This window comes from Rhizobium sp. 01N447_2, assembly GCF_056399245.1.
Window position 1 is genome coordinate 61,142 of sequence record NZ_JBFTQY010000003.1, and the last position, 21,760, is coordinate 82,901.

The window sequence follows — 21,760 nt, forward strand, 5'->3', positions numbered from 1 at the left end:
ACGCAAACCGGTGTGTCATGTCCCCAAAAAAGACGACGCTGAAGCCTGCCAGAAACGTACCCGCCTCGAAGAAAACTCCCCCGGAGCCCGGATCCCTGCGCGGCGTTGCGAACTGGAAGGAAGCAGCGCGGTGGCTGAGGGACAGGGGCATCGAAGACATTGAATGCATCACGCCGGACCTTGCCGGCGTTGCGCGCGGCAAAATGATGCCGAGCTCGAAATTCACCTCGAACACGTCGCTGGCGCTGCCTTCAGCGATCTACCGGCACACAATTTCGGGTGAATATCCAGACGAGACGGAGAGCTTCCGATACGAGCCGCGCGACAGCGACCTGAAGCTGATGCCCGACCTTTCGACGCTTTCGGTCGTGCCCTGGGAAACCGACCCGACGGCGCAGGTGATCTGCGACATCGTCGATTCGGACGGCGGCGAAGTGCCCTATACGCCGCGCAACGTGCTGAAGCGCATCATGAGCCTCTATCACGAACGCGGCTGGAAACCGATCGTGGCGCCTGAGATCGAATTCTACCTGGTCGCCAAGAACGACGATCCCGACTATCCGCTACACCCGCCCAAAGGCCGGTCCGGTCGCTCGATCCTCGGCGGCCAGGGCTATTCGATCGCCGGTATCAATGAGTTCGACGAGTTGATCGACGACGTCTATCATTTCTCGGAGAAGCAGGGGCTGGAGATCGATACGCTGATCCACGAAGAGGGACCGGCGCAGCTCGAGATCAACCTGCGCCACGGCAATCCGATCGAACTTGCCGACCAGGTGTTCCTGTTCAAGCGGACGATCCGCGAGGCGGCGCTGAAGCACGACATCTACGCGACTTTCATGGCCAAGCCGATGCAGGGCCAGCCGGGTTCGGCGATGCATATCCATCAGTCGGTGGTCAATATCGAGACGGGCAAGAACATCTTCTCCAATGCCGACGGATCGGCCTCGAAGGAATTTTTCCATTTCATCGGCGGCATGCAGAAATTCGTGCCAAGCGCGATGGCGATGCTTGCACCCTACGTGAATTCCTACCGGCGCCTGCAGCCCGATATGTCCTGCCCGGTCAACAATGCCTGGGGCTACGACAACCGGACGACGGCTTTCCGCGTGCCGGTTTCCGATCCGCAAGCGCGGCGCGTGGAAAACCGGCTGCCGAGCTCGGACGCCAACCCCTATCTCGCACTCGCCGCCTCGCTCGCCTCCGGCCTGCTCGGAATCATGAACGAGATCGAGCCGACGGCGCCGACCGAGGATTCGGCCAATGAGGGCTCGATCGACCTGCCGCGCGGCCTGCTGGAAGCCGTGGCGCTGCTCGAGGACGAACCTGCCTTCGAGGAGATGTTCGGCAAGCAGTTCATCGGCCTTTATGCCGGCGTCAAGCGCGGCGAGTTCGAAACCTTCATGCAGGTGATCAGCCCTTGGGAGCGGGAATTCCTTCTGCTCAACGTGTGAGGGACTATCATGGCATCGCAGGAGACATGGCAGAGCCCGATCGCGCCCGGGCTGTCCTGGTATCAGGCAACGGTCGGGGAGCGGCCCACCTATGCCGCTCTCGACGGCTCGAGAACATGCGACGTCGCCATCGTCGGCGGCGGTTACACCGGCCTGCAGGCCGCCTATAATCTCGCCAAAGCAGGCGTTTCAGTGGTGCTGATCGAGGCCTGCCGCTTCGGCGACGGGGCGTCCGGGCGCAATGGCGGTCAACTCGGCACCGGCCAGCGATGGTGGCCGGAAGAATTCGAGGAGAAGATCGGCTACGAACGCTCGAAGGCGCTGTTCGATCTTGCCGAGGCGGCCAAACGCCATCTCATCGATTTCGCCCGCGAGCATCAGATCGAGATCGACTATGTGCCCGGCCAGCTCAACGTCGCACACAAGGCGAGCTACAAGCGCGCCTATTACGAAAATGCCGAAATCGCCGCCTTCCGCTACGACTATCCGCATCTGCGCTTCATGGACGAGAAGGAAACGCAGGAGAGGCTCGGCTCGAAGCGTTTCCATTGCGGCGTGCGCGATGTCGGTACCGGCCACATCCATCCGCTGAAGCTGCTGGTGGGGCTGGCGCGGGTCGCTGCCAATGCCGGTGCCGAAATCTTCGAGATGACCAAGGCAACGGCGATCCGTCAGGGCGGCGGCAAGGTGACGATCGAAACCGAAAGCGGGACGATCACCGCCGAGCGCGCGCTGATCGCCTGCAACGGCTATATCGGCAATCTGGAGCCGGTAACGGCAAGCCATGTCATGCCGATCCGCTCCTTCATCGGCGCCACGGCGCCGCTCGACGGGCATCCCGATGTGCTGCCGGGGGGCGAGGCCGTGGCCGATTCGCGTTTCGTCGTGCGCTATTTCCGCAAATTCGGCGACGGACGCCTGCTGTTCGGCGGGCGTGAAGCCTATACGTCGGACAATCCGCGGGACATTTCGCAGCACATCCGCCGGCAGATCGCCGAGATCTATCCTGATCTGAAGGACATCGAGATCACCCATGCCTGGGGCGGCAGCGTCGGTATCACCCTGCCTCGCCAGCCTTTCGTGCGCGAGGTCATGCCCGGCGTCATCTCGATCGGCGGTTATTCCGGTCATGGCGTCATGCTGTCAAACTACTGTGGCAAGCTCTATGCGGAAACGGTGCTTGGAAAATCCGGCGATCTCGACCTGTTCACATCGCTCGATATTCCCGCCTTTCCCGGCGGGKCCCGCATGCGGGCGCCGCTGCTTTTCCTCGCCTTGTCGTGGTTTGCACTTCGCGACAAGTTTTAGTCCGATTGCGGATTTCCTCTTCCGGAAATTCGCTTTAAAACCGGTTCCTGAGAGATTCATTGCACTGCACACTGGCTTTTTTAAATCGATTAGATTAAAAGGGCCGCCAACCAGCCTGATTGAGAGACAAGCTCATGAGCAGCCAAATCATTCCCGTTGAGCCCTTTGATTATGTCGTCTTCGGCGGCAGCGGCGACCTTGCCGAACGCAAGCTTCTGCCCGCGCTGTATCATCGCCAGATCGAAGGCCAGTTTTCGGAACCGACCCGCGTGATCGGCGCCTCGCGCAGCCCGTTGACGCACGAGGAATACCGCAAATTCGCCAAGGACGCGCTGAACGAGCACCTGAAGAAGGGTGAATACGACGAGGCGGAGGTGGAGAAATTCTGTGCCCGCCTCTACTACGTCTCGGTCGACGCCCGCACGGATGCCGGCTGGGATCAGCTGAAGAAGCTGCTCGACGAAGGCAAGGATCGCGTGCGCGCCTTCTACCTCGCCGTCGCTCCGGGCATCTTCGGCGATATCTCGCAGAAGATCCATGACCACAAGCTGATCACCAAATCGACCCGCATCGTCGTCGAGAAGCCGATCGGCCGCGACCTCGCCTCGGCGCTGCAGCTCAACGACACGATCGGCCGTGCCTTCAAGGAAGAACAGATCTTCCGCATCGACCATTATCTCGGCAAGGAGACGGTGCAGAACCTGATGGCGCTGCGCTTTGCCAACGCGCTCTATGAGCCGTTGTGGAACGCCAACTACATCGATCACGTGCAGATCACCGTGGCTGAATCGGTCGGCCTCGAAGGCCGCGCCGGCTATTACGATACGGCCGGCGCACTGCGCGACATGGTGCAGAACCACATTCTGCAGCTGCTTTGCCTGACGGCGATGGAAGTACCCTCGTCGATGGATTCGGAAGCCGTTCGCGACGAGAAGCTGAAGGTGCTGCGCGCGCTGAAGCCGCTCAATGCTTCCAACGTCGAGCAGGCGACGGTGCGCGGCCAGTATCGCGCCGGCGCATCGGGTACCGGCCCGGTCAAGGGCTACCTCGAAGAACTCGAAGGCGGCGTCTCGAACACCGAGACCTTCGTCGCTATCAAGGCCGAGATCAACAACTGGCGCTGGGCGGGCGTTCCCTTCTACATCCGCACAGGCAAGCGCCTGACCGGGCGCATGTCCGAGATCGTCATCACCTTCAAGCCGATCCCGCACGCGATCTTCGACCAGGCGGCCGGGCGCATCAACGCCAACCAGCTGATCATTCGCCTGCAGCCGGATGAGGGCGTCAAGCAGTCGCTGATGATCAAGGATCCGGGTCCGGGCGGCATGCGCCTGCGCAATGTCTCGCTCGACATGAGCTTCGCCCAGGCCTTCAACGTCCGCAATCCCGACGCCTACGAGCGCCTGCTGATGGACGTGATCCGCTCCAACCAGACCCTGTTCATGCGCCGCGACGAAGTGGAAGCCGCATGGAGATGGGTCGATCCGATCCTGAAGGGTTGGGAAACGACCGGCCAGCAGGTGCAGGGCTATACGGCCGGCACCTGGGGCCCGAGCCAGGCCATCGCGCTGATCGAGCGCGACGGCCGCACCTGGCATGACGAGATCTAGGACGAAACCGATGGCATCGACCCTGCATTCCTTCGCCAGCGCCGCAGACCTCGCCGGCAGCCTCGCCGACAAGGTCGCGGATACGCTTTCGGCGGCGATTGCCGCCCGCGGAACGGCGTCCATCGCCGTTTCCGGCGGTTCCACGCCGAAGGTCTTCTTCCAGGCGCTTTCGACGCGCGACATCGCCTGGGACAAGGTGACGATCACGCTTGTCGACGAACGTTTCGTGCCGGCCGACAATGCGCGCTCGAACCATCTGCTGGTCGATGCCAATCTGCTGCAGAACAAGGCAAGGGCGGCACGCTTTCTGCCGCTCTATCAGGACGCTGCCTCGGCGGAGGAGGCGGCAAGGATCGCGACCGAGAAGACCAAGGCTATCAGTTCCCCCTTCGACATCGTCATCCTGGGCATGGGCGGCGACGGCCACACGGCCTCGTTCTTTCCCGGCGGCAGCAATCTCGCCAAGGCGCTCGATGCATCGACGCCGCGCGGCATCATCACCATGGAAGCGGAAGGAGCCGGCGAGCCGCGCCTGACCTTCACCTTCTCCAGTCTTGAGGATGCCGCACTCCTGGTTCTCCATATTGAGGGCGAAGGCAAAAAAGACGTTCTCGCCAAGGCGGAAGGCAGCGGTGACGAGGCAGAGATGCCGATCCGCGCCATTCTGCGCCGGGCCACTTCCCCGGTCGAGATCTACTGGGCTCCCTGATCAGCCGTCATCCGGATTGAGATTCAGGCCAGAGCCGCCGAAACAGATAGAGACAACGAACAAGGCAGGGATTTTCCATGTCCGCTCACGCACGCATTTCTGCGATCACCGATCGCATTGTCGAACGCTCGAAGCCAAGCCGCGAGCGCTACCTGGAACGCCTGCGCGCCGCCGCCTCGCAGGGCGTGCAGCGCTCGGTGCTTGGCTGCGCCAATCTTGCCCATGGCTTCGCGGTCTGTTCCCCCGCCGACAAGGATGCGCTCGCCGGCGACCGCATCCCCAATCTCGGCATCATCACCGCCTATAACGACATGCTCTCGGCCCACCAGCCATTCGAGACCTATCCGGCGATTATCCGTGAGGCAGCCGCCCAAGCAGGCGGCGTGGCGCAGGTGGCCGGCGGCGTGCCGGCGATGTGCGACGGCGTCACCCAAGGACAGCCGGGCATGGAGCTCTCGCTGTTCTCGCGCGACCTGATCGCCATGTCGGCGGGCGTCGGCCTGTCGCACAACATGTTCGACGCCGCCCTCTTCCTCGGCGTCTGCGACAAGATCGTGCCCGGCCTGGTGATTGCAGCCCTGTCCTTCGGGCACCTGCCGTCGATTTTCGTTCCGGCCGGTCCGATGACGACAGGCCTGCCGAACGACGAGAAGTCGCGCGTGCGCCAGCTCTTCGCCGAGGGCAAGGTCGGACGCGCCGAACTGCTGGAGGCGGAATCGAAGTCCTATCACGGTCCCGGCACCTGCACCTTTTACGGCACCGCCAATTCCAACCAGATGCTGATGGAGATCATGGGCTTCCACATGCCTGGCTCGTCCTTCATCAATCCCGGCACACCGCTGCGTGAAGCGTTGACGCGCGAAGCCGCCAAGCGGGCGCTGGCGATCACCGCGCTCGGCAACGAATTCACGCCGGCAGGCGAGATGATCGACGAGCGCTCGGTCGTCAACGGTGTCGTTGGCCTGCACGCGACCGGCGGCTCGACCAACCACACGCTGCACCTTGTCGCCATGGCACGGGCGGCCGGCATTCACCTCACCTGGCAGGACATTGCCGAGCTTTCAGAAATCGTCCCGCTGCTTGCCCGCGTCTACCCGAACGGACTTGCCGACGTGAACCATTTCCAGGCGGCTGGCGGCATGGGCTTCCTCATCAAGGAACTCTTGAAGCACGGACTGGTGCATGACGACGTGCGCACCGTCTTCGGCCAGGGTCTCCAAGCCTATACGGTCGATGCCCGCCTCGGCGAAAACGGCGCCGTCCTGCGCGAGCCGTCGCCGGAAAAAAGCGTCGATCCCAAGGTCCTCTCCAGCATCGAAACGCCGTTCCAGGCCAATGGCGGGTTGAAGATGCTGCGCGGCAATCTCGGCAAAGCGGTCATCAAGATTTCCGCCGTCAAGCCGGAGCGCCACATCATCGAGGCGCCGGCAATCATCTTCCACAGCCAGCAGGAACTGCAGGACGCCTTCAAGGAAGGCAAGCTCAACCGCGATTTCATCGCCGTCGTGCGTTTCCAGGGCCCGAAAGCGAACGGCATGCCGGAACTGCACAAGCTGACGCCGCCGCTCGGCGTGTTGCAGGATCGCGGCTTCCGCGTGGCGCTGCTCACCGACGGGCGCATGTCCGGCGCGTCCGGCAAGGTGCCGGCAGCGATCCACGTCACGCCGGAAGCGGTCGACGGCGGCCCGATCGCCCGCATCCGCGAGGGCGACATCATTCGCCTGGACGCGATCAAGGGCACGCTCGAGCTGCTCGTCGATGCAGCTGACATGGCCGAGCGCGAGCCGGTGACCGTCGATCTCTCCGACAATGAATTCGGTATGGGCCGCGAACTCTTCGCGCCGTTCCGCCGCGCCGTCGGACCTTCGGACCAGGGTGCGAGCGTGCTCTTCCACCACTGAGCGGGTGGCTTCTGGCAAACAAAAACCCGCGGGGAGCGTGAAGCCCCTGCGGGTTTTTGTTTTCAATCCAGTGATGGTGCCGCGTCCCGGTGGACGCGCGACTTTAGGCTCGAATATCGAGAACGTAGTCGCGGTGCGCCGGATGGGTGCTGTAGACGAAGATCTTGTTCAGCTCCTTCTGCGTCAGCAGGCGCAGGAAGCGGACGTCGATCGTATTGTTGGCGTTGACCTTCATCAGCAGGCAGCCGACCTTGGTGATGCGGGCATCCGGAATATCCAGATAGAACTGCTTCGGCAGGCTGAACTGGGTCAGGATCGCGAGCGTCGCGCTGCTCATCGAAATACGGACAATGTCGCAGCGGCGCGAAGCCGCGTGCATGACGCCCTTTTCCGTATATTCGATGCGCGCGGCGTTCATGGTGTCCTCCATCTTAAACCGCGCCTCGCGGTCATACATGAAGGATTCTTCCTTGCTCAGGAAATGAGATTTTGGCTGTGACGGATTGGAAGCGGCCACGTGCTTATCCCCCTCATAAATTGACGAGGAAAAGGTAGCAGCCGATCTTTAACAGAAAGTGAGAATTCGGCCCTCCCCGCACAATTCTTGGGGTGATCACCCCAAAAATGGCCGCCTTCATTTCCGGTAGGTATGACCGGTTGCGTCAAACAGATGCAACTTCTGCCTGTCGGCGGCAAACCGCATCCTCTGTCCCTTCTTCACATCGTAGATGCCGGGCAGTTTGACGACGATCGGCTCGCCCGGAACCAGGCCCTCGATATAAAGCAAAGTCACTTCGCCGAGCGCTTCGACGATCGACACTTCACCTTCGAAAAGGTAGTCGGCGCCATCGGCAACCCGGAGATCCTCCGGACGAACGCCGAAGCTTGCCTGCTTGCCCATTTCGGACGCATCAGTTGCCACATCCAGCATCACCGACATGCCGCCGGTCAGCGTCACCGTCGTCTGGCTTCCGGTTCCGGCGACCGTCGCCGGAATGATGTTCATCGCCGGCGAGCCGATGAATTTCGCGACGAAGAGGTTTGCCGGGCGCTCGTAGAGGTCCAGCGGCGCGCCGACCTGCTCGATATTGCCGGCGGAGAGAACGACGATACGATCGGCAAGCGTCATCGCCTCGACCTGGTCGTGGGTGACGTAGATCATCGTCGTATCGGCCATCTGTTCGTTCAGGCGGGCGATCTCGATGCGGGTCGCGACGCGCAGCGCGGCATCGAGGTTGGACAGCGGCTCGTCGAACAGAAAGACCTTCGGATCTCGGCAGATGGCGCGGCCGATCGCCACGCGCTGGCGCTGGCCGCCGGAAAGCGCCTTCGGCAGGCGATCGAGATAGTTGGTCAGCTGCAGGCTCTCGGCCGCCGCCCGGACGCGGCGGTCGATCTCCTGGCGGCTTTCGCCGGCGATCTTCATGCCGAAAGCCATGTTGTCGAACACGGTCATATGCGGGTAGAGCGCATAGGACTGGAAGACCATGGCGATGCCGCGCTTGGAGGGCGGCACGTCATTGACGAGATGGCCGTCGATGTACATCTCACCGCCGGTGATCGCCTCGAGACCGGCGATCATGCGCAGAAGCGTGGATTTGCCACAGCCGGATGGACCGACGAAGACGATGAATTCGCCCTGCTTGATATCGAGGTCGATACCATGGAGAACGTCCACGGAACCGTAGGATTTGCGGATATCCTTCAGCGTCAGTCCAGTCATTTCTCTCTCTCCCCATAGTTCCTTAGGCGAGACGGGCGAAATACGCCCCCCAGGCCGGAATATCGATCTTGTCGCCATAGTTGTTGCTGGTAAAGCCGTGGCCCGTCAATGCCTGCCATTCTCCCGCAGGCAGAATGACGGCGGCCTCGGCCGGGCTCATGTTGAAGATGCAGAGCAGCTTCTCGTTGCCGCATTCACGGGTGAAGACCAAGCTATCGCCCTGTTGTTCCTCGAATTCGATCTCGCCCTTGGCAAAAGCCGGGTGCAGCTTGCGGAAGGCGATGAAGCGGCGATAGTGCTCCAGCACGGAAGCCTCGTCGCCCAGTTGGACGCTGACGGCACGCAGGATATGCTCGACCGGCACCGGCAACCAGGGCTTGACCGTTGAGAAGCCGCCTTGGGCGACCTGGCTGTCCCAGACCATCGGCGTGCGGCAACCGTCGCGGCCCTTGAATTCCGGCCAGAACTGGATGCCATAGGGGTCCTGCAGATCCTGATAGGCGAGATCGGCCTCAGTCAGCGCCAGCTCCTCGCCCTGATAGAGGCAGACGGAGCCGCGCATGGTCATCAGCAACGAGGCGTAGAGCTTGGCAAAAGCGTCGTGATCGGCGACCAGCCCGCCCCAGCGGCTGACATGGCGCATGACGTCGTGATTGGAGAAGGCCCAGCAGGCCCAACCATCGGGTGCGGCAGCTTCGAAATCCTGCATCACCTCCTCGACGCGATCCGGCGTCAGCGGATCGGGCGCCAGGAACTCGAAGGCGTAGCACATGTGCATCTTGTCATTGCCGGAGGTGTATTCGCCGACGATTTCAAGGCCGCGCTGGCTGTCGCCGACTTCGCCGACGGCGGCGATCGCCGGGAATTCCTCGAGAACGGCGCGGAAGCGCTTCAGGAAGGCAAGGTTCTCAGGGCGGTTCTTGTCGTAGATATGCTCCTGAAAATTATAGGGATTGACCGCCGGCGCCGTCGAAGCGTTGCGGCGCTCGGGAGCAAGCGCCGGATTGTCGCGCAGTTGCGTGTCATGGAAATAGAAGTTGATGGTGTCGAGGCGGAAACCATCGACGCCGCGATTGAGCCAGAAGCGCACGACGTCGAGCAGACGGTCCTGCACCTCAGGGTTATGCAGGTTCATGTCCGGCTGCGAGGTCAGGAAATTGTGCAGGTAATATTGCATACGCGTCGGATCCCACGCCCATGCAGAACCGCCGAAGATCGACAGCCAATTGTTCGGCGGCGTGCCATCCGGCTTGGCGTCTGCCCAGACATACCAGTCGGCCTTGGCGTTGGTCTTGCTGGAGCGGCTTTGCACGAACCAGGGATGCTGATCCGAGCTGTGGGAGATGACGAGATCGATCATCACCCGGATGCCGAGGCGATGGGCCTCGGCGATCATCGTGTCGAAATCCACCAGCGTGCCGAAGATCGAATCGACATTCTCGTAGTCGGAGACGTCATAACCGAAATCGCGCATCGGCGAGGTGAAGAAGGGCGAGATCCAGATCGCATCGACGCCGAGGTTTGCCACATGCGGCAAGCGGGCGGTGATGCCTTTCAGGTCGCCGATGCCGTCGCCGTTCGAATCCTGGTAGGAGCGCGGGTAGATCTGATAGATCACCGCGCCGCGCCACCAGTCCTTGTCAGGGGTCGAGATCGATTGGGAAGCCACGTTCATGGAATATCCTGTTTGAAGTCACGGTCGGGAATAATCAGCCTCCCTTGACCGAACCCGCCAGCAGACCGCGCACCAGGTATCGCTGCAGCCCGAAGAAAACGAGCAGCGGCACGATGATGGTGACGAAGGCCGACGCCGTCAAAATCTCCCAGTTGCCGCCGCGCGAGCCGAGCAGCGCGTTCAGGCTGCCGGTCAGCACGAGGTGGTCCTTGTCGGTGCCGAGGAAGACCATGGCGACGAGCAGGTCGTTCCACACCCATAGGAACTGGAAGATGGCGAAGGAGGCGAGTGCGGGGAAGGACAGAGGCAAAACGATGCGGACGAAGATCTCGAAATCGCTCGCGCCGTCGACGCGGGCGGATTCGATGATCTCCTTCGGCAGGCCGGCAATATAGGCCCGCAAGAGATAGATGGCGAGCGGCATGCCGAAGGCGGTATGGGCCAGCCAGATGCCGGGATAGGTCTTCGACGGCTGGCCGAGCAGGTTGCCGATCTCGTTATAGAGGCGCAGCAGCGGAATCAGCGACATCTGCAGCGGCACGACGATGAGGCCGACGACGAGCGCAATCAGCAGCCCGCGGCCAGGAAACTCCATCCAGCTCAGGGCATAGGCTGCGAAAGCGGCAATCAGGATCGGGATGATCGTCGCCGGGATCGTCACGGTCAGCGAGTTGATGAAGGACTGGCCAATGCCCTCGCCGGTCAGAACCGTGTTGTAGTTCTGCATGGTGAATTCCGGCGGCGCCGAGACGGACGCATAGATGCGCTTCGGGCGTTCGTCGGGCGAGAAGGCGGTGTTCTTCACATAGCGATAACTGCCGTCGCTGTTGATCTGCAGGGTTTCACCGTCGCCGAAATCGGCGGTCTCGCCGGCCTTGAAGGCGGCCGGCTGCTGTATGCGGTTGCCGAAGGCCTTCACGGCACGGCCGGTCTGGCCTTCCAACACATTGCCTGTAATGACGTAGTTCGCACCTTCCTGCTTTTGCTGGTCGGGCGTACCGAGGCGGACCGCGGTGGTCTGGGTCGAGCCGACGAAGGCCGTCCACCAGCCGGAGACGACGATCTGGTCCTTGTCGCGCAGCGCGCTGACGAAGATGCCGAGCGTCGGGATGAGCCAGACGATGACGATCAGCAGAACGGCGACATGAACGAAGAGCCGGGCGGGGCCGATCTTGAAGTAGCTTCCGATAGCGGTCATCTCAGTGCCCCTTCAGTTCGCGATTGGCGCGGCGCACGTTCCAGACCATGATCGGGGTGACGGCGAGCATGATGATGATGGCGATGACGGCGCTTCGGCCGGAATCGCCGCCGCCGCGGAACATCCAGTTGAACATCAGGTTCGCCAGCACCATCGACTGCCACTGGCCGTTGGTCATGGTCAGCACGATGTCGAAGACCTTGAGGACGAGGATGGTGATCGTCGTCCAGACGACGGCGATGGAACCCCAGACCTGCGGCACCATGATGCGCCAGAAGATTTGCCAGCCATTGGCGCCGTCGATCACGGCGGCTTCGATCGTCTCCTCGGGGATGCCGCGAAGAGCGGCCGACAGGATGACCATGGCGAAACCGGTCTGGATCCAGATCAGGATGACCATCAGGAAGAAGTTGTTCCAGAAGGGAACGGAGATCCACACCTCGGGCGTGCCGCCGAAAGTCTGGACGATGGCGTTCAGCAGGCCGATCTGGACGTCGTTGCCGCCGCGATATTCATAGATGAATTTCCAGATGACCGAGGCGCCGACAAAGGAGATCGCCATCGGCATGAAGACGATGCTCTTGGYGATATTGCCCCACCAGATGCGATCGGTCATCACGGCGATGACGAGGCCGAAGAAGGTGCAGGCGGCCGGCACCACGGCAAGCCAGAGGATGTTATTGAAGATCGACTGGCGGAATTCGCGGTCGCCGAGCGCCCATTTGTAGTTGGCGAGCCCGACGAACTGCAGACCGGCGCGGTCGTAGAAGGAGAGGATCAAGGTCGCAACGACCGGATAGAYGAGATAGACGATCAGCAGGAAGAGCGCCGGGCCGATGAACAACCACGGCCGAACGAGCGCACGGCGGTTGAGATTGCGCGATGCGGCGCGGATGTCGCCGTCCTTCACCGGCAGAGCGAGATCCAGAATCTTGTTCGAAAAATAGAAATAGGCCGAGCACGCGATAACGGCTCCGACCACGACGCCCAAAGCGGACACTATCTGCGACAGCATTTCGTCCCTCCCCTGCTTCCCCTGATCTTATCACGACCGGTTTTTATGCTGACGGGTCAACGCCGGTCATCGTCGATCTATTTGTATTACCCAATCACAATATATCCTGCGATGGCCGGGCTCTTTGCGAGTCCGGCCAGTCATGCAAGCCATGCCGCCGGCAAGCCGGCGGCATAATTTTAAAAGATTACTTGATGCCGTCCCAGGCGCTCTGGATTTCGCCTGCGGACTCTTCAGCGGACTTGCCGCCGACGAAATCGACCATGCCGGTCCAGAAGGCGCCGGCGCCGATCTTGCCCGGCATCAGGTCGGAACCGTCGAAGCGGAAGGTGGTGGCGGAGGTCAGGATCTCGCCTTCCTTCTTCATCTGCGGGTTGGCATAGGCCTCAGTGCTGACGCCCTTGTACGGCGTCAGGAAGCTCGACTGCGCCATCCAGACCTCATGGGCGATCGGGGTCTTCAGGAAGTCGATGAAGGCGCGGGCCGTCTTCGAGTCCTTGGCGATCGAGACGAGCGTGCCGGCGCCGAGAACCGGCTTGCCGAGTTCGGGATGCGAAGCAAAGGTCGGCATGTAGAAGAAGTCGGCATCCTGACCGAGCTTCGTGCCCTCAGGGAAGAAGGACGGGATGAACGAGGCCTGATGGTGCATGTAGCACTTCGGCGGAACCGCGAAGAGGCCCTTCGGGCTGTCGCGGAAATCGGTCGAGGCCACGGCTGCGACGCCGCCGTCGACGTATTTCGCGTTCTTGGCGAACTTGCCGAACTCGTCGATCGCGGCAACGACCGCCGGATCGGTGAACTTCAGCTCGTTGGTCGTCCACTTGTCGTAGGCTTCCGGTGGCTGCATGCGCAGCATGATGTCCTCGACCCAGTCGGTCGCCGGCCAGCCGGTGGCGCCGCCGGAACCGAGACCGATGCACCAGGGAACGCCGCCATCCTTGACGATCTGGTCGGTCAGGGCATGCAGTTCTTCCATGGTCGTCGGGATCTTGTAACCGGCTTCCTCGAAGTTCTCCGGAACATACCAGACCAGCGACTTTACGTCGGCCTTGTACGGGAAGGCGTAGAAGGCTTCCTTGCCGTCCTTGCCCTTGTAGGTGCCGTAACCGACCCAGCTGTCGCCAGCGCCGTAATTGTCCTTGATCCACTTGGAGTTGTCATCGCCGAGCGGCGTCAGGAAGCCCTTGCTGGCGAGATCGGCCAGGAGGCCCGGCTGCGGCAGAACGGCAATGTTCGGCGGCGAGCCTGCCTGCGTATCGATGACGATCTGCTGTTCGTAGTTTTCGGAAGAGGAATATTTGACGTCGATGCCGGTGGCTTCGGTGAAATAGGCAAGAACGCTCTGGAAGAACGCCTCGTCCTCGCCGCGCCATGGCCCGAAGATCGTCAGCGGCTGGCCCTTCAGATCGGCATGAGCAGCCTTGAACTCGTCATAGCTCTTCCAGTTGAACTTGGAATCCTGTCCCGGGGCAAATTTCAAATCGGCCGCGGACGCAGCACCGGCAAAAAGCGCTGCCACGGCAACGCCCATCAAAAATGACTTTTTCATGTGATCAACCTCCCATCACAATCCCAACCGCGCCGAATTCCCTCCAAAAGAAATTTCAAAGCGCTTTGACACCCAACTCATTTCACTTTCGGTGGAATAGAGTCAAGTCAATTCGCGAAAACCCGCCGTGAACATGCTGGATATCGCGGCGCAGCAACGCCTATCGCGAAATATGGAGCGATTTTTCTTGAGTCAAGCGCGCCAGATGATACATAATTGAAAGCGCTTTGGATGCCACTGGGAGGCAGCAGGCCTTTTCAGGACGGCTGACAGGCGGGCCGGGAGGAAGCATAGCAGGTGAATCTCAAACAGCTATCGGAATTGCTGGGGCTGTCGCAGACGACGGTGAGCCGAGCGCTGAACGGCTATCCCGAGGTCAACGAGGCGACCCGGGAGCGTGTGCTCCAGGCTGTCAAGGAGACCGGATACCGGCCGAACAAGGCAGCGCAGCGGCTTGCGACCGGCAAGGCAGGCTCGATCGGCCTCGTCATGCCGACGGCGCCCGGCCACCAGTCCGACGTGCATTTCGGTGAATTCCTGGCCGGCCTCGGCGAAGAGGCCGTCCGCCACGACTTCCATTTCGTGATCATGCCGGCCGACCCCGATGACGAGGTGGCGGCGCTGCGGCGCCTTGCGATCAGCGGCAATGTCGATGCTCTGTTCGTCGCCTATATGCGCGGTCACGACCCGCGGCTCGCCATGCTGAAATCACTGTCGATGCCCTATGTCGTGCACGGCCGCTCCTTCGGTTCTGAGCCGGACTATCCCTATCTCGACATCGACAATGAAGGCGCCTTCTACGATGCGACGCGGCTCTTGCTGCAGCTCGGCCATACCCGCTTTGCGCTGATGAACGGACCAATGCATCTCGATTTCGCCATCCGCAGGAAGAACGGCGTCATATCAGCGCTTGCCGAGCGCGGGCTCGCGCTCGATGAGGGTTGCATGAGCCACGCGCTGATGACGGACGAGCAAGGCCTGCTGGCGATGGAACACTTCCTGCAATTGCCGGAGCGACCGACGGCGATCCTGTGCTCCAGCACGGTGCTGGCGCTCGGCGCGATCCGCGCGGTCAACCAGGCCGGATTGCGGCTCGGCGAGGATATCTCGCTGATCGCCCATGACGACGTGCTGCCGCTGCTGAAACCGGAAAGTTTTTCCGTGCCGCTGACGACGACACGCTCTTCATTGCGGGCGGCGGGCGTGCGCATCGCGCAGCGGCTGATCGGCACGGTGAAGCAGGCCGGCCCCTTCCCCGACCAGGAGCTTTGGAAGACCGAGCTGATCGTCAGGGCCTCGACCGGTCCTGTTCCCCAGGCCTAGAACAGGATGATTTTAGGCCGGATCGGCCTAAAATCATCCTGTTCTACATCATATAGTGAGAGCATGATGTCGTCCGAAAACCGCTCACACTTTTCGGCATCATGCTCTAATCAAAACTGCGGCGGTGTCTGCCCTGCAGTGCGATGGGCGGCGATGACCGTGTTGGCCATCAGCATGGCGATGGTCATCGGCCCGACGCCGCCGGGAACCGGAGTGATGGTGCTCGCGACCGCAGAGACCTCCTCGAAGGCGACGTCGCCGACGAGCCGGGTCTTGCCCTCGCCTCTTTCGGGGGCTGCCACCCGGTTGATGCCGACGTCGATGACTGTCGCACCGGGCTTGACCCAATCGGCCCTGACCATCTCCGGCCTGCCGACGGCGGCCACCAGGATATCGGCGTTGCGGCAGACCTCGGCGAGATTCCTGGTCCTGGAATGAGCGATCGTCACGGTCGCGTTGGCGTTGAGCAGCAATTGCGCCATCGGCTTGCCGAACAGGTTGGAGCGGCCGATGACAACGGCGTTGAGGCCGGAGAGATCCTCGCCATGGGTACGGCGGACGAGGACCATGGCGCCGGCCGGGGTGCAGGAGACCAGCCCGGTCTTCAGGTCGCCGGTGGCGAGCTTGCCGGCATTGACGACGCTCAGGCCGTCGACATCCTTTTCCGGCAGGATCGACTGGATAATCGCCTCGCTGTCGAGCGGCTTCGGCAGGGGCAGTTGCACCAGGATGCCGTGGATCGACGGATCGGCGTTGAGGGTGGCGACAAGGGCTGCCAACTCCTCCTGCTTCGTCTCGGCCGGCAGCGTGTGCTGGACGGACTTGAATCCGCATTCCTTGGCCATGCGGCCCTTCGAACCGACATAGGCGTGGCTTGCCGGATCGTCGCCGACGATCACGACCGCAAGGCCGGTGGTGACGCCGGTGCTTTTTTCCAGCGCTGCCGTCGCACTCTTGACCGTCTGAATGACCGATGCAGCTACGTTCTTGCCGTCGATTACTGTCGTCACGCGTCTCTCCGCCCTGTTTCGCGTCAATCTATGGATAGTTGACGAGCTTCAAATGCTCGCTAACGCCCTATCCTGTCGGAAAGCAGCAATGCAATATCAAAAATGCAAGGAAATGTTCGTTCAACGCAGCGGCTGTCGCGCTTCGAGCGCATGAACACGAAGCCGGTCGCGCAGGCCGGAGATCTCGGAGCGCAGCACCTCCATTTCGTCGATTGGCGCGGGGTCCTGCGCGGGCATCGACGGCAGTGGAGCCTGCGGCTGGGGCGCCGGCGTTTTCTCCCTTGCGGGATCGGCGACGGGCCTACGCAGGCGCAGCAGGAAAGCCGCAGCAAGGCCCATCGCAAGGCCCGCCGCGGCACCAGCCAGAGAGCGGCCGGTCAGGCCATCGGTGCCCAATACTGTGGTTGCCAATGCCGGCTTCAGGAGAACGATACGACCGTCGGCGGCCGTTCCCACCGCTGCGGACGTCGCCTCTTCGAGGCGCGAGCGCGCGGCATTCGCCTTTTCGCTAAGCTCGGTCAGGCGTGACAAATCGACACCGGTGTCCCGGCTCTGGGCGATCAGTGTGTTGCGGCGGTCGTTCAGGCCCTTGCGCGCATCGACGGCGGCCTTGGCAGCGAGGTTGGCAGTCTGGGCAAGACGGGTCAGCTCCTTACCTATATTCTCCTTCAGACCGTCTGTTTCGGCTTGCTGCTGCAAGAGGCGCGGATGGCGCGGGCCAAGCTCGGCCGAAAGCTGCGCAAGTGCTGTCCTGGCGACGGCATATTTGTCGCGCCAGTCCTGCAGCGCCGGCGAGAGCATATCGGAGGGGAGCGAACCGTCGAGCACTTCGGCAAGTTTTGCCGCCTTGAGCCGGTCGGTCTGCGCCTTGGCGGCAAGAATATTCTGGTCGGCCGCTTTCAGATCGGCATCGAGCTGGTCGATCTGGCGGCGAAGATCGATCGCCACCTTGACGTTGCCCTCGCCGCTTTTCGCCGTGAACGCGGCAAGCTCCGCCTTCGCCTCGTCATAGGTTTTGCGCAAGGCGGCATCGGTTTCGGCGTCGCTGGGTCCGTCTGCTGTAGAAACCGCTTCGGCAAGCCTTGCGGCGATGCGCATGGATTTGCGGCTGTCGCCGGTCGTCACCCTCACGAGGATCGTGCCGGCAGCGGCATCGGGCAGTATCTCGACCGCATGCTTCAGCGTGGCCTCGGCTCGCGAGGCCGGATCGGCGGCAGCACCGGTCGCCGAGAGGAGATCGAGCGCGACGCCGAGCGCATTGGCGCTGGCGCCGGCAAATTCGGGATCGTGATCGAGTCTCAGGGCGGCGACCGTCGAAGCAACCATGCGCGCCGACAGCAGCCCTTTTGCCGCGGCCTGGGTGAAGGCCGCGCGGCTTGCGGCATCGCTCTTCACTGCAAGCGTCGCTTCGGCGCGGTAGAGGGCCGGCAAAGCCGGCATCAGCGCCGGCAGGCCCGCGCCGATGATCGTCGCAGCCGCGACCATCATCGCAAGACCAGTGCCGCCGACGCGGCGGCGCGGCGCTGCCGGCCGGGGCTCGGCGGGTTCCTCACGGACCGCAGCCAGCGGTGTGGATGAGATCATCGGCTCGTCGGCCGGAACAGTCAGCTCTTCATGGCCCGCCGGCTCCTGAAGAAGCGGATGGCCGACGTCGTTGGCGGCCCGGAGGCGGTTGCCGAGGATGGTTTCGATGCGGTCGACCAGCGGTGCCGTGCGCGCCGCCCTGGCGCGCTGCTCCTCCAGCACGCGGCCGATGGCGCGCAACAACTCGGCCTCGGGCGGCGCGACATCCGGCCGGCTCGACCGAGGCACCCCGTAGGAATCCTCATCGGCGCGCGGCCCTGCGGCTGCGCGATCCTGGAAGCTGTTTCTGGCCCTGATATCGTACATTTGCGCCACATCTCATGCACATGATGGCCGAGTTCGATCATCCGCACGGACGCAGATGATTAAGCCACTCTAAATATTCATGGCAAAGAAATGGTTAACCGCAACAGGTAAGAACTAAGCATAATTCCTCAAATCGGAAACGATTTAAGGACAAAATTATGCGACAATTTAAAGTGCTGCAGCGTCCTTTGCGCGTCTGAAAAGACGCGCGGCGCTGTAGGTCAGCTTGCCTTCTTGCGATCCGACTGCGGCTGCAGCGCGCTGCCGTGCTCTTCCGGATGGCTGAGGATCCTTTCGCGTCGGCGGAAGCGGTAGCGCAGGACATGGAAAAGGAAGACCGGGATGCCGACAACGTAACGGCGCCAGAGGCGCGTCGGCTCCTGCAGCAGGCGATAGGCCCATTCCAGGCGCATCATCCGCACCGTCCTCGGCGCGCGTGGGACGGCGCCGGAGACGAAGTCGAAGAGAGCACCCACCGTCAACACCAGGCGCGCATGATCGGCGCGAATATGATCGTGAACCCATTTCTCCTGCAGCGGCGTCCCCATGCCGACGATCAGGATATCGACCTTCTGGCGCTCGAGCTCCTCGATGACATCAGTAGGATCGACCTTGTCGAAGTAGCCGTCGGAAACGACGACGAATTCATGCCAGGGCGTATGCCTACGGAAATTTTCCGCCGCCGCCTCGACGACCGAGCGCGTGCCGCCGATGAGGCCGATGCGGCGCGGGGTCTCCATGAAGGTCAGGAAGGCCGGCACAAAATCGGTGCCGTTCAGATTGGCCGGAAACGGCGCGCCATGGGCGATCTGCGATGCAATGTTGAGGCCGATGCCGTCCGGCAGCACCAGATTGTGCGACATGATCCGGTAATATTCGTCGTCGCGCAGCGCGGTCAGCATGTTGTGGGCGTTGACGAAACAAACCACGGTCTGGCCGACGGGAATGGAGGCCAACTCGTTGATGAAAACGAGGGCATCGTCCCAGCCGAGATCGCAGACCGGCAGATCAAAGATCGTCCGCCGCGATGCGAGCACCGCGAAGTTTGCAATCAGATTCATTCCTACCTCCTGCCGAGGGTGCTGCATGCGCCCGACATCCCGGAAAACAAGCCCATATTTCCGCACCGGAGGTCTCGAAAGGACCGGTCGCGTCCCGCCGGGACGGCGTCGCTCCGATCCCGGATAAGCGGCGCATGCCAAGCTGTGACACCTGATATAACAGGACGGTTTCAAACAACCCTTAGGAAAATTCCTTGAATTTCCATGCTCGTATAAGTGGTTTATTAACCACACGCGCCAACGGAAAACGGCGCCTTGCGGCGCCGCTTGTCGTCGATGCTCGGATGTTGCTCAGTGAGCAGCTGGCGCCGGTGCTTCACCGGCCGGTACAGTCTCGACGATCTTGACGGGTGTGCCGACCTTCTTCGGCTGACCGGCGGAGCTTTCCTTGACCTCTTCCTTGGAGAGATAGTCGAGCTGCTCCAGCATCACGTCGGCGACGTATTCGCCGCCGAGGCGCTCGTTCATGCCCTTCTTGATCTCCTCGCGGAAGGCCTTCGGATCGAAGGATTTGATGTGCGCGATATCGACCATCTTGTTGCCGACGAGCAGGCTGAAAAGCTCGTCCGTCGTCATCTCGGCGAGCGGCAGGGTCACGCCTTTCAGCATGTCCTTGTTCATCATGAACGAAACGCGGCCGAGGAAGTAACCGGTGATCGCACCGTTACCGATAATCGGCACCGTGATCGTTTCGCCCTTCACCAGTTCGAGCGCGCTCTGCTTGGAATCCGTTGCTGCGGGCGCCGGCGCGGTTGCCAGGTACACCGAGAAATAGACCGATGCCAAGGTGATGGCGCAAACCCAGACACCGGTGAGGACGAGCTTGATCATCAGTTTCCACGCGCGGCGAATTGTTCCTGGGAATAGGTGCCGTCGGCATCGGCGTCCTGAACTGCGTTCTTCAGGAGGTCGGCCACAGCGCGAACCGCTTCGAGATGCGCCTCGACGCGACGGGCATTGAGAACCAGCTTCTTCTTCAGGCCGTGCAGCTGATCGAGATGGGCAGCGGCAAGCTCGGCCGGATCGGTATCGCGGAAAAGCATCGACAGCTCGTAGAGGCAGCGGCTCTTATGCGCATTGGAGACCTTGAGATCGAACTGCGGATCGTTGCCGATCCGGGTGTTCTCATTGTCGATGATCATTTCGAGGCGTCCGAGAACGGATTTGATCCTGTATTCGTTCGAAACTATTTCCATTGTACCCCCGGTTATGCGTCGCTTAGAGCATGATGCCGAAAAGTGTGCGCGGTTTTCGGACGACATCATGCTCTAACTATTTAATTGAGAACAGGATTCAGATTTTAGGCCAACGGGCCTAAAGTCATCCTGTTCTATCGGTCTTGGCTTCCGCCGTCGGCGTGCCAAAGGTCTTGCGCTGGAAGTCGTCGATCATGCTGAGCGCGGTGTTGCGGTCATCGTCGTCGGTGGAGGCATTGACGATCTTGCCTTCCTGGCGGCGCAGCTGCTCGCTGTACATCTGCTTGGCGATGCCGATGCCGTCTCCCTTGGCCATGACGTTGCCGAGCTGTTCGGCCATCATGCCTTTCCAGATATCGCCGGTCGCGCCCTTGCCGTAGACGTCTTCGCCTTCGCTCGGCAGCATGGACTTGACGAAATTCTGCAGAACCATGGCCTCGAACTTCCGGTAGCTTTCCGGAACTTCCTCGGTCTTGGTGCGGTTCTGAATGTTGGCGAGGCCGCTCTTCTGGCCAATATGGTCGAGGACGTCGACCGTATTGGAGAAGCCCTTACCATTCTCGGCGAGGCTCGTTGCGGCAAAGGCCGCGCGATTTGCCTTCAACTTTTCCTGGGCCGCCTGAACCTCCATGGGGTCGGCAGCTTTGACAACATCCAGGACCAGATCACTGGGGGGCGAAATAGCCACGTTACAATCCTCTGAATTTAAGATCGTAACGATTATGGTTTTTGAAGCTTGCTGGAGGCTGGCGTTGCGAATTGCTGATCGATGACATCGTAGACGGCATTGTCATCGGCCTCTCGGCGCTCGGCCTCAAGGGCTTCCTTCATGCCCTCCTCAAGGCGGTCGCCCTTGGCACGCTCGCGCGTCAGCCGCATCTCGTGGACTTGCTGCATGCCGTTCAGCTGCTGGTCCTTGATGGTGAGCCTGCCGAATCGGTCGGCGTAATTCTGCGAGAAGGCATGGTGAACGGGGTCCATCGAGCCGAGCGCGAGGATGACGTCGTCTATCGCCGCATTGACCTCGACACGCTGACGGCTGGTTTCGGCCAGGTCGTTCTCGGCCACTCTTTCAATATGCCGCTGCACCGAGAGCAGTCGCTTGAGCTTCTGGGAGCGCTTCTTTTCGATCATCGCC

The 21,760-nt window shown here is 61.7% G+C and carries 19 protein-coding genes; 6 read left to right on the top strand and 13 right to left on the bottom strand.

All coding sequences use genetic code 11. From position 1 onward, the window contains the following. Positions 1-17: 17 nt before the first annotated feature. The 5 genes from AC1ECN_RS02795 to edd all read left to right on the top strand — a co-directional run bounded on the left by AC1ECN_RS02795 (position 18) and on the right by edd (position 6,982). Positions 18-1,454 (top strand): glutamine synthetase family protein, encoded by a 1,437-nt coding sequence (locus tag AC1ECN_RS02795; RefSeq protein ID WP_018072608.1) that lies wholly within the window; start codon positions 18-20, stop codon positions 1,452-1,454. Between the two features lie 9 nt (positions 1,455-1,463). Continuing rightward, positions 1,464-2,762 carry an NAD(P)/FAD-dependent oxidoreductase gene (locus AC1ECN_RS02800; RefSeq protein WP_477952135.1) on the top strand — a complete coding sequence of 433 codons (1,299 nt, stop codon included), beginning with the start codon at positions 1,464-1,466 and terminating at the stop codon, positions 2,760-2,762. A gap of 134 nt (positions 2,763-2,896) precedes the next feature. Beyond that, the gene (gene zwf / locus AC1ECN_RS02805; protein ID WP_018072606.1) at positions 2,897-4,372 is read left to right on the top strand and encodes a glucose-6-phosphate dehydrogenase; all 1,476 of its coding nucleotides are present in this window, start codon (positions 2,897-2,899) and stop codon (positions 4,370-4,372) included. 10 nt (positions 4,373-4,382) lie between these two features. Next, complete coding sequence (pgl, locus tag AC1ECN_RS02810) at positions 4,383-5,081, top strand: 6-phosphogluconolactonase (RefSeq protein ID WP_018072605.1); 699 nt, start codon at positions 4,383-4,385, stop codon at positions 5,079-5,081. A 77-nt stretch (positions 5,082-5,158) separates the two neighbouring features. Next, the gene (edd, locus tag AC1ECN_RS02815) at positions 5,159-6,982 is read left to right on the top strand and encodes a phosphogluconate dehydratase (protein WP_018486418.1); all 1,824 of its coding nucleotides are present in this window, start codon (positions 5,159-5,161) and stop codon (positions 6,980-6,982) included. A 103-nt stretch (positions 6,983-7,085) separates the two neighbouring features. On the opposite strand, the gene AC1ECN_RS02820 is transcribed toward edd, so the two are convergent. From AC1ECN_RS02820 to AC1ECN_RS02845, 6 genes are all read right to left on the bottom strand, one after another. Continuing rightward, positions 7,086-7,439, bottom strand: coding sequence for a hypothetical protein (locus AC1ECN_RS02820; protein ID WP_018445791.1), 354 nt, complete (start codon positions 7,437-7,439; stop codon positions 7,086-7,088). A 177-nt stretch (positions 7,440-7,616) separates the two neighbouring features. Further along, positions 7,617-8,705: an ABC transporter ATP-binding protein gene (locus AC1ECN_RS02825; RefSeq protein WP_018072602.1), complete on the bottom strand. Its 1,089-nt coding sequence runs from the start codon at positions 8,703-8,705 to the stop codon at positions 7,617-7,619. A 22-nt stretch (positions 8,706-8,727) separates the two neighbouring features. Next, on the bottom strand, positions 8,728-10,380 hold the full coding sequence (gene bglA / locus AC1ECN_RS02830; protein WP_130671969.1) for a beta-galactosidase BglA: 1,653 nt from the start codon (positions 10,378-10,380) through the stop codon (positions 8,728-8,730). 34 nt (positions 10,381-10,414) lie between these two features. Continuing rightward, positions 10,415-11,578 carry a carbohydrate ABC transporter permease gene (locus AC1ECN_RS02835; protein WP_130671968.1) on the bottom strand — a complete coding sequence of 388 codons (1,164 nt, stop codon included), beginning with the start codon at positions 11,576-11,578 and terminating at the stop codon, positions 10,415-10,417. 1 nt (position 11,579) lies between these two features. Continuing rightward, complete coding sequence (locus AC1ECN_RS02840; RefSeq protein ID WP_477952140.1) at positions 11,580-12,593, bottom strand: carbohydrate ABC transporter permease; 1,014 nt, start codon at positions 12,591-12,593, stop codon at positions 11,580-11,582. A gap of 187 nt (positions 12,594-12,780) precedes the next feature. After that, positions 12,781-14,142 (bottom strand): ABC transporter substrate-binding protein, encoded by a 1,362-nt coding sequence (locus tag AC1ECN_RS02845; RefSeq protein ID WP_018072598.1) that lies wholly within the window; start codon positions 14,140-14,142, stop codon positions 12,781-12,783. A gap of 297 nt (positions 14,143-14,439) precedes the next feature. Here AC1ECN_RS02845 and AC1ECN_RS02850 point away from each other — a divergent pair, with 297 nt between their 5' ends. Beyond that, a complete protein-coding gene (locus AC1ECN_RS02850; RefSeq protein WP_018072597.1) occupies positions 14,440-15,465 on the top strand; it encodes a LacI family DNA-binding transcriptional regulator in 1,026 nt (341 codons plus the stop codon). A gap of 110 nt (positions 15,466-15,575) precedes the next feature. Here the strand turns inward: AC1ECN_RS02850 and folD are convergent, their stop codons facing one another. From folD to AC1ECN_RS02885, 7 genes are all read right to left on the bottom strand, one after another. After that, positions 15,576-16,475, bottom strand: coding sequence for a bifunctional methylenetetrahydrofolate dehydrogenase/methenyltetrahydrofolate cyclohydrolase FolD (folD, locus tag AC1ECN_RS02855; RefSeq protein WP_018072596.1), 900 nt, complete (start codon positions 16,473-16,475; stop codon positions 15,576-15,578). A 120-nt stretch (positions 16,476-16,595) separates the two neighbouring features. Continuing rightward, a complete protein-coding gene (locus AC1ECN_RS02860) occupies positions 16,596-18,365 on the bottom strand; it encodes a GumC domain-containing protein (RefSeq protein WP_130671967.1) in 1,770 nt (589 codons plus the stop codon). Between the two features lie 221 nt (positions 18,366-18,586). After that, positions 18,587-19,426 carry a WecB/TagA/CpsF family glycosyltransferase gene (locus AC1ECN_RS02865; protein ID WP_024320933.1) on the bottom strand — a complete coding sequence of 280 codons (840 nt, stop codon included), beginning with the start codon at positions 19,424-19,426 and terminating at the stop codon, positions 18,587-18,589. Positions 19,427-19,717: 291 nt separating this feature from the next. Further along, a complete protein-coding gene (locus tag AC1ECN_RS02870) occupies positions 19,718-20,257 on the bottom strand; it encodes a hypothetical protein (protein ID WP_018493775.1) in 540 nt (179 codons plus the stop codon). Then, positions 20,257-20,622, bottom strand: coding sequence for a hypothetical protein (locus AC1ECN_RS02875; RefSeq protein WP_003556590.1), 366 nt, complete (start codon positions 20,620-20,622; stop codon positions 20,257-20,259). Before AC1ECN_RS02875 ends, AC1ECN_RS02870 begins: the two co-directional genes overlap by 1 nt. A 124-nt stretch (positions 20,623-20,746) precedes the next feature. Continuing rightward, positions 20,747-21,310: a rod-binding protein gene (locus AC1ECN_RS02880; RefSeq protein ID WP_018072591.1), complete on the bottom strand. Its 564-nt coding sequence runs from the start codon at positions 21,308-21,310 to the stop codon at positions 20,747-20,749. A gap of 32 nt (positions 21,311-21,342) precedes the next feature. Then, on the bottom strand, positions 21,343-21,756 hold the full coding sequence (locus AC1ECN_RS02885) for a hypothetical protein (protein ID WP_018072590.1): 414 nt from the start codon (positions 21,754-21,756) through the stop codon (positions 21,343-21,345). Positions 21,757-21,760: the final 4 nt, after the last annotated feature.

Excerpts from the sequence above, each read along its gene's own strand:
- AC1ECN_RS02795 (WP_018072608.1), top strand. The coding sequence starts at position 18 with ATGTCCCCAAAAAAGACGACGCTGAAGCCTGCCAGAAACGTACCCGCC.
- zwf (WP_018072606.1), top strand. The coding sequence starts at position 2,897 with ATGAGCAGCCAAATCATTCCCGTTGAGCCCTTTGATTATGTCGTCTTC.
- pgl (WP_018072605.1), top strand. The coding sequence starts at position 4,383 with ATGGCATCGACCCTGCATTCCTTCGCCAGCGCCGCAGACCTCGCCGGC.
- edd (WP_018486418.1), top strand. The coding sequence starts at position 5,159 with ATGTCCGCTCACGCACGCATTTCTGCGATCACCGATCGCATTGTCGAA.
- AC1ECN_RS02820 (WP_018445791.1), bottom strand. The coding sequence starts at position 7,439 with ATGTATGACCGCGAGGCGCGGTTTAAGATGGAGGACACCATGAACGCC.
- AC1ECN_RS02825 (WP_018072602.1), bottom strand. The coding sequence starts at position 8,705 with ATGACTGGACTGACGCTGAAGGATATCCGCAAATCCTACGGTTCCGTG.
- bglA (WP_130671969.1), bottom strand. The coding sequence starts at position 10,380 with ATGAACGTGGCTTCCCAATCGATCTCGACCCCTGACAAGGACTGGTGG.
- AC1ECN_RS02835 (WP_130671968.1), bottom strand. The coding sequence starts at position 11,578 with ATGACCGCTATCGGAAGCTACTTCAAGATCGGCCCCGCCCGGCTCTTC.
- AC1ECN_RS02845 (WP_018072598.1), bottom strand. The coding sequence starts at position 14,142 with ATGAAAAAGTCATTTTTGATGGGCGTTGCCGTGGCAGCGCTTTTTGCC.
- AC1ECN_RS02860 (WP_130671967.1), bottom strand. The coding sequence starts at position 18,365 with ATGTACGATATCAGGGCCAGAAACAGCTTCCAGGATCGCGCAGCCGCA.
- AC1ECN_RS02865 (WP_024320933.1), bottom strand. The coding sequence starts at position 19,426 with ATGAATCTGATTGCAAACTTCGCGGTGCTCGCATCGCGGCGGACGATC.
- AC1ECN_RS02870 (WP_018493775.1), bottom strand. The coding sequence starts at position 20,257 with ATGATCAAGCTCGTCCTCACCGGTGTCTGGGTTTGCGCCATCACCTTG.
- AC1ECN_RS02875 (WP_003556590.1), bottom strand. The coding sequence starts at position 20,622 with ATGGAAATAGTTTCGAACGAATACAGGATCAAATCCGTTCTCGGACGC.
- AC1ECN_RS02885 (WP_018072590.1), bottom strand. The coding sequence starts at position 21,756 with ATGATCGAAAAGAAGCGCTCCCAGAAGCTCAAGCGACTGCTCTCGGTG.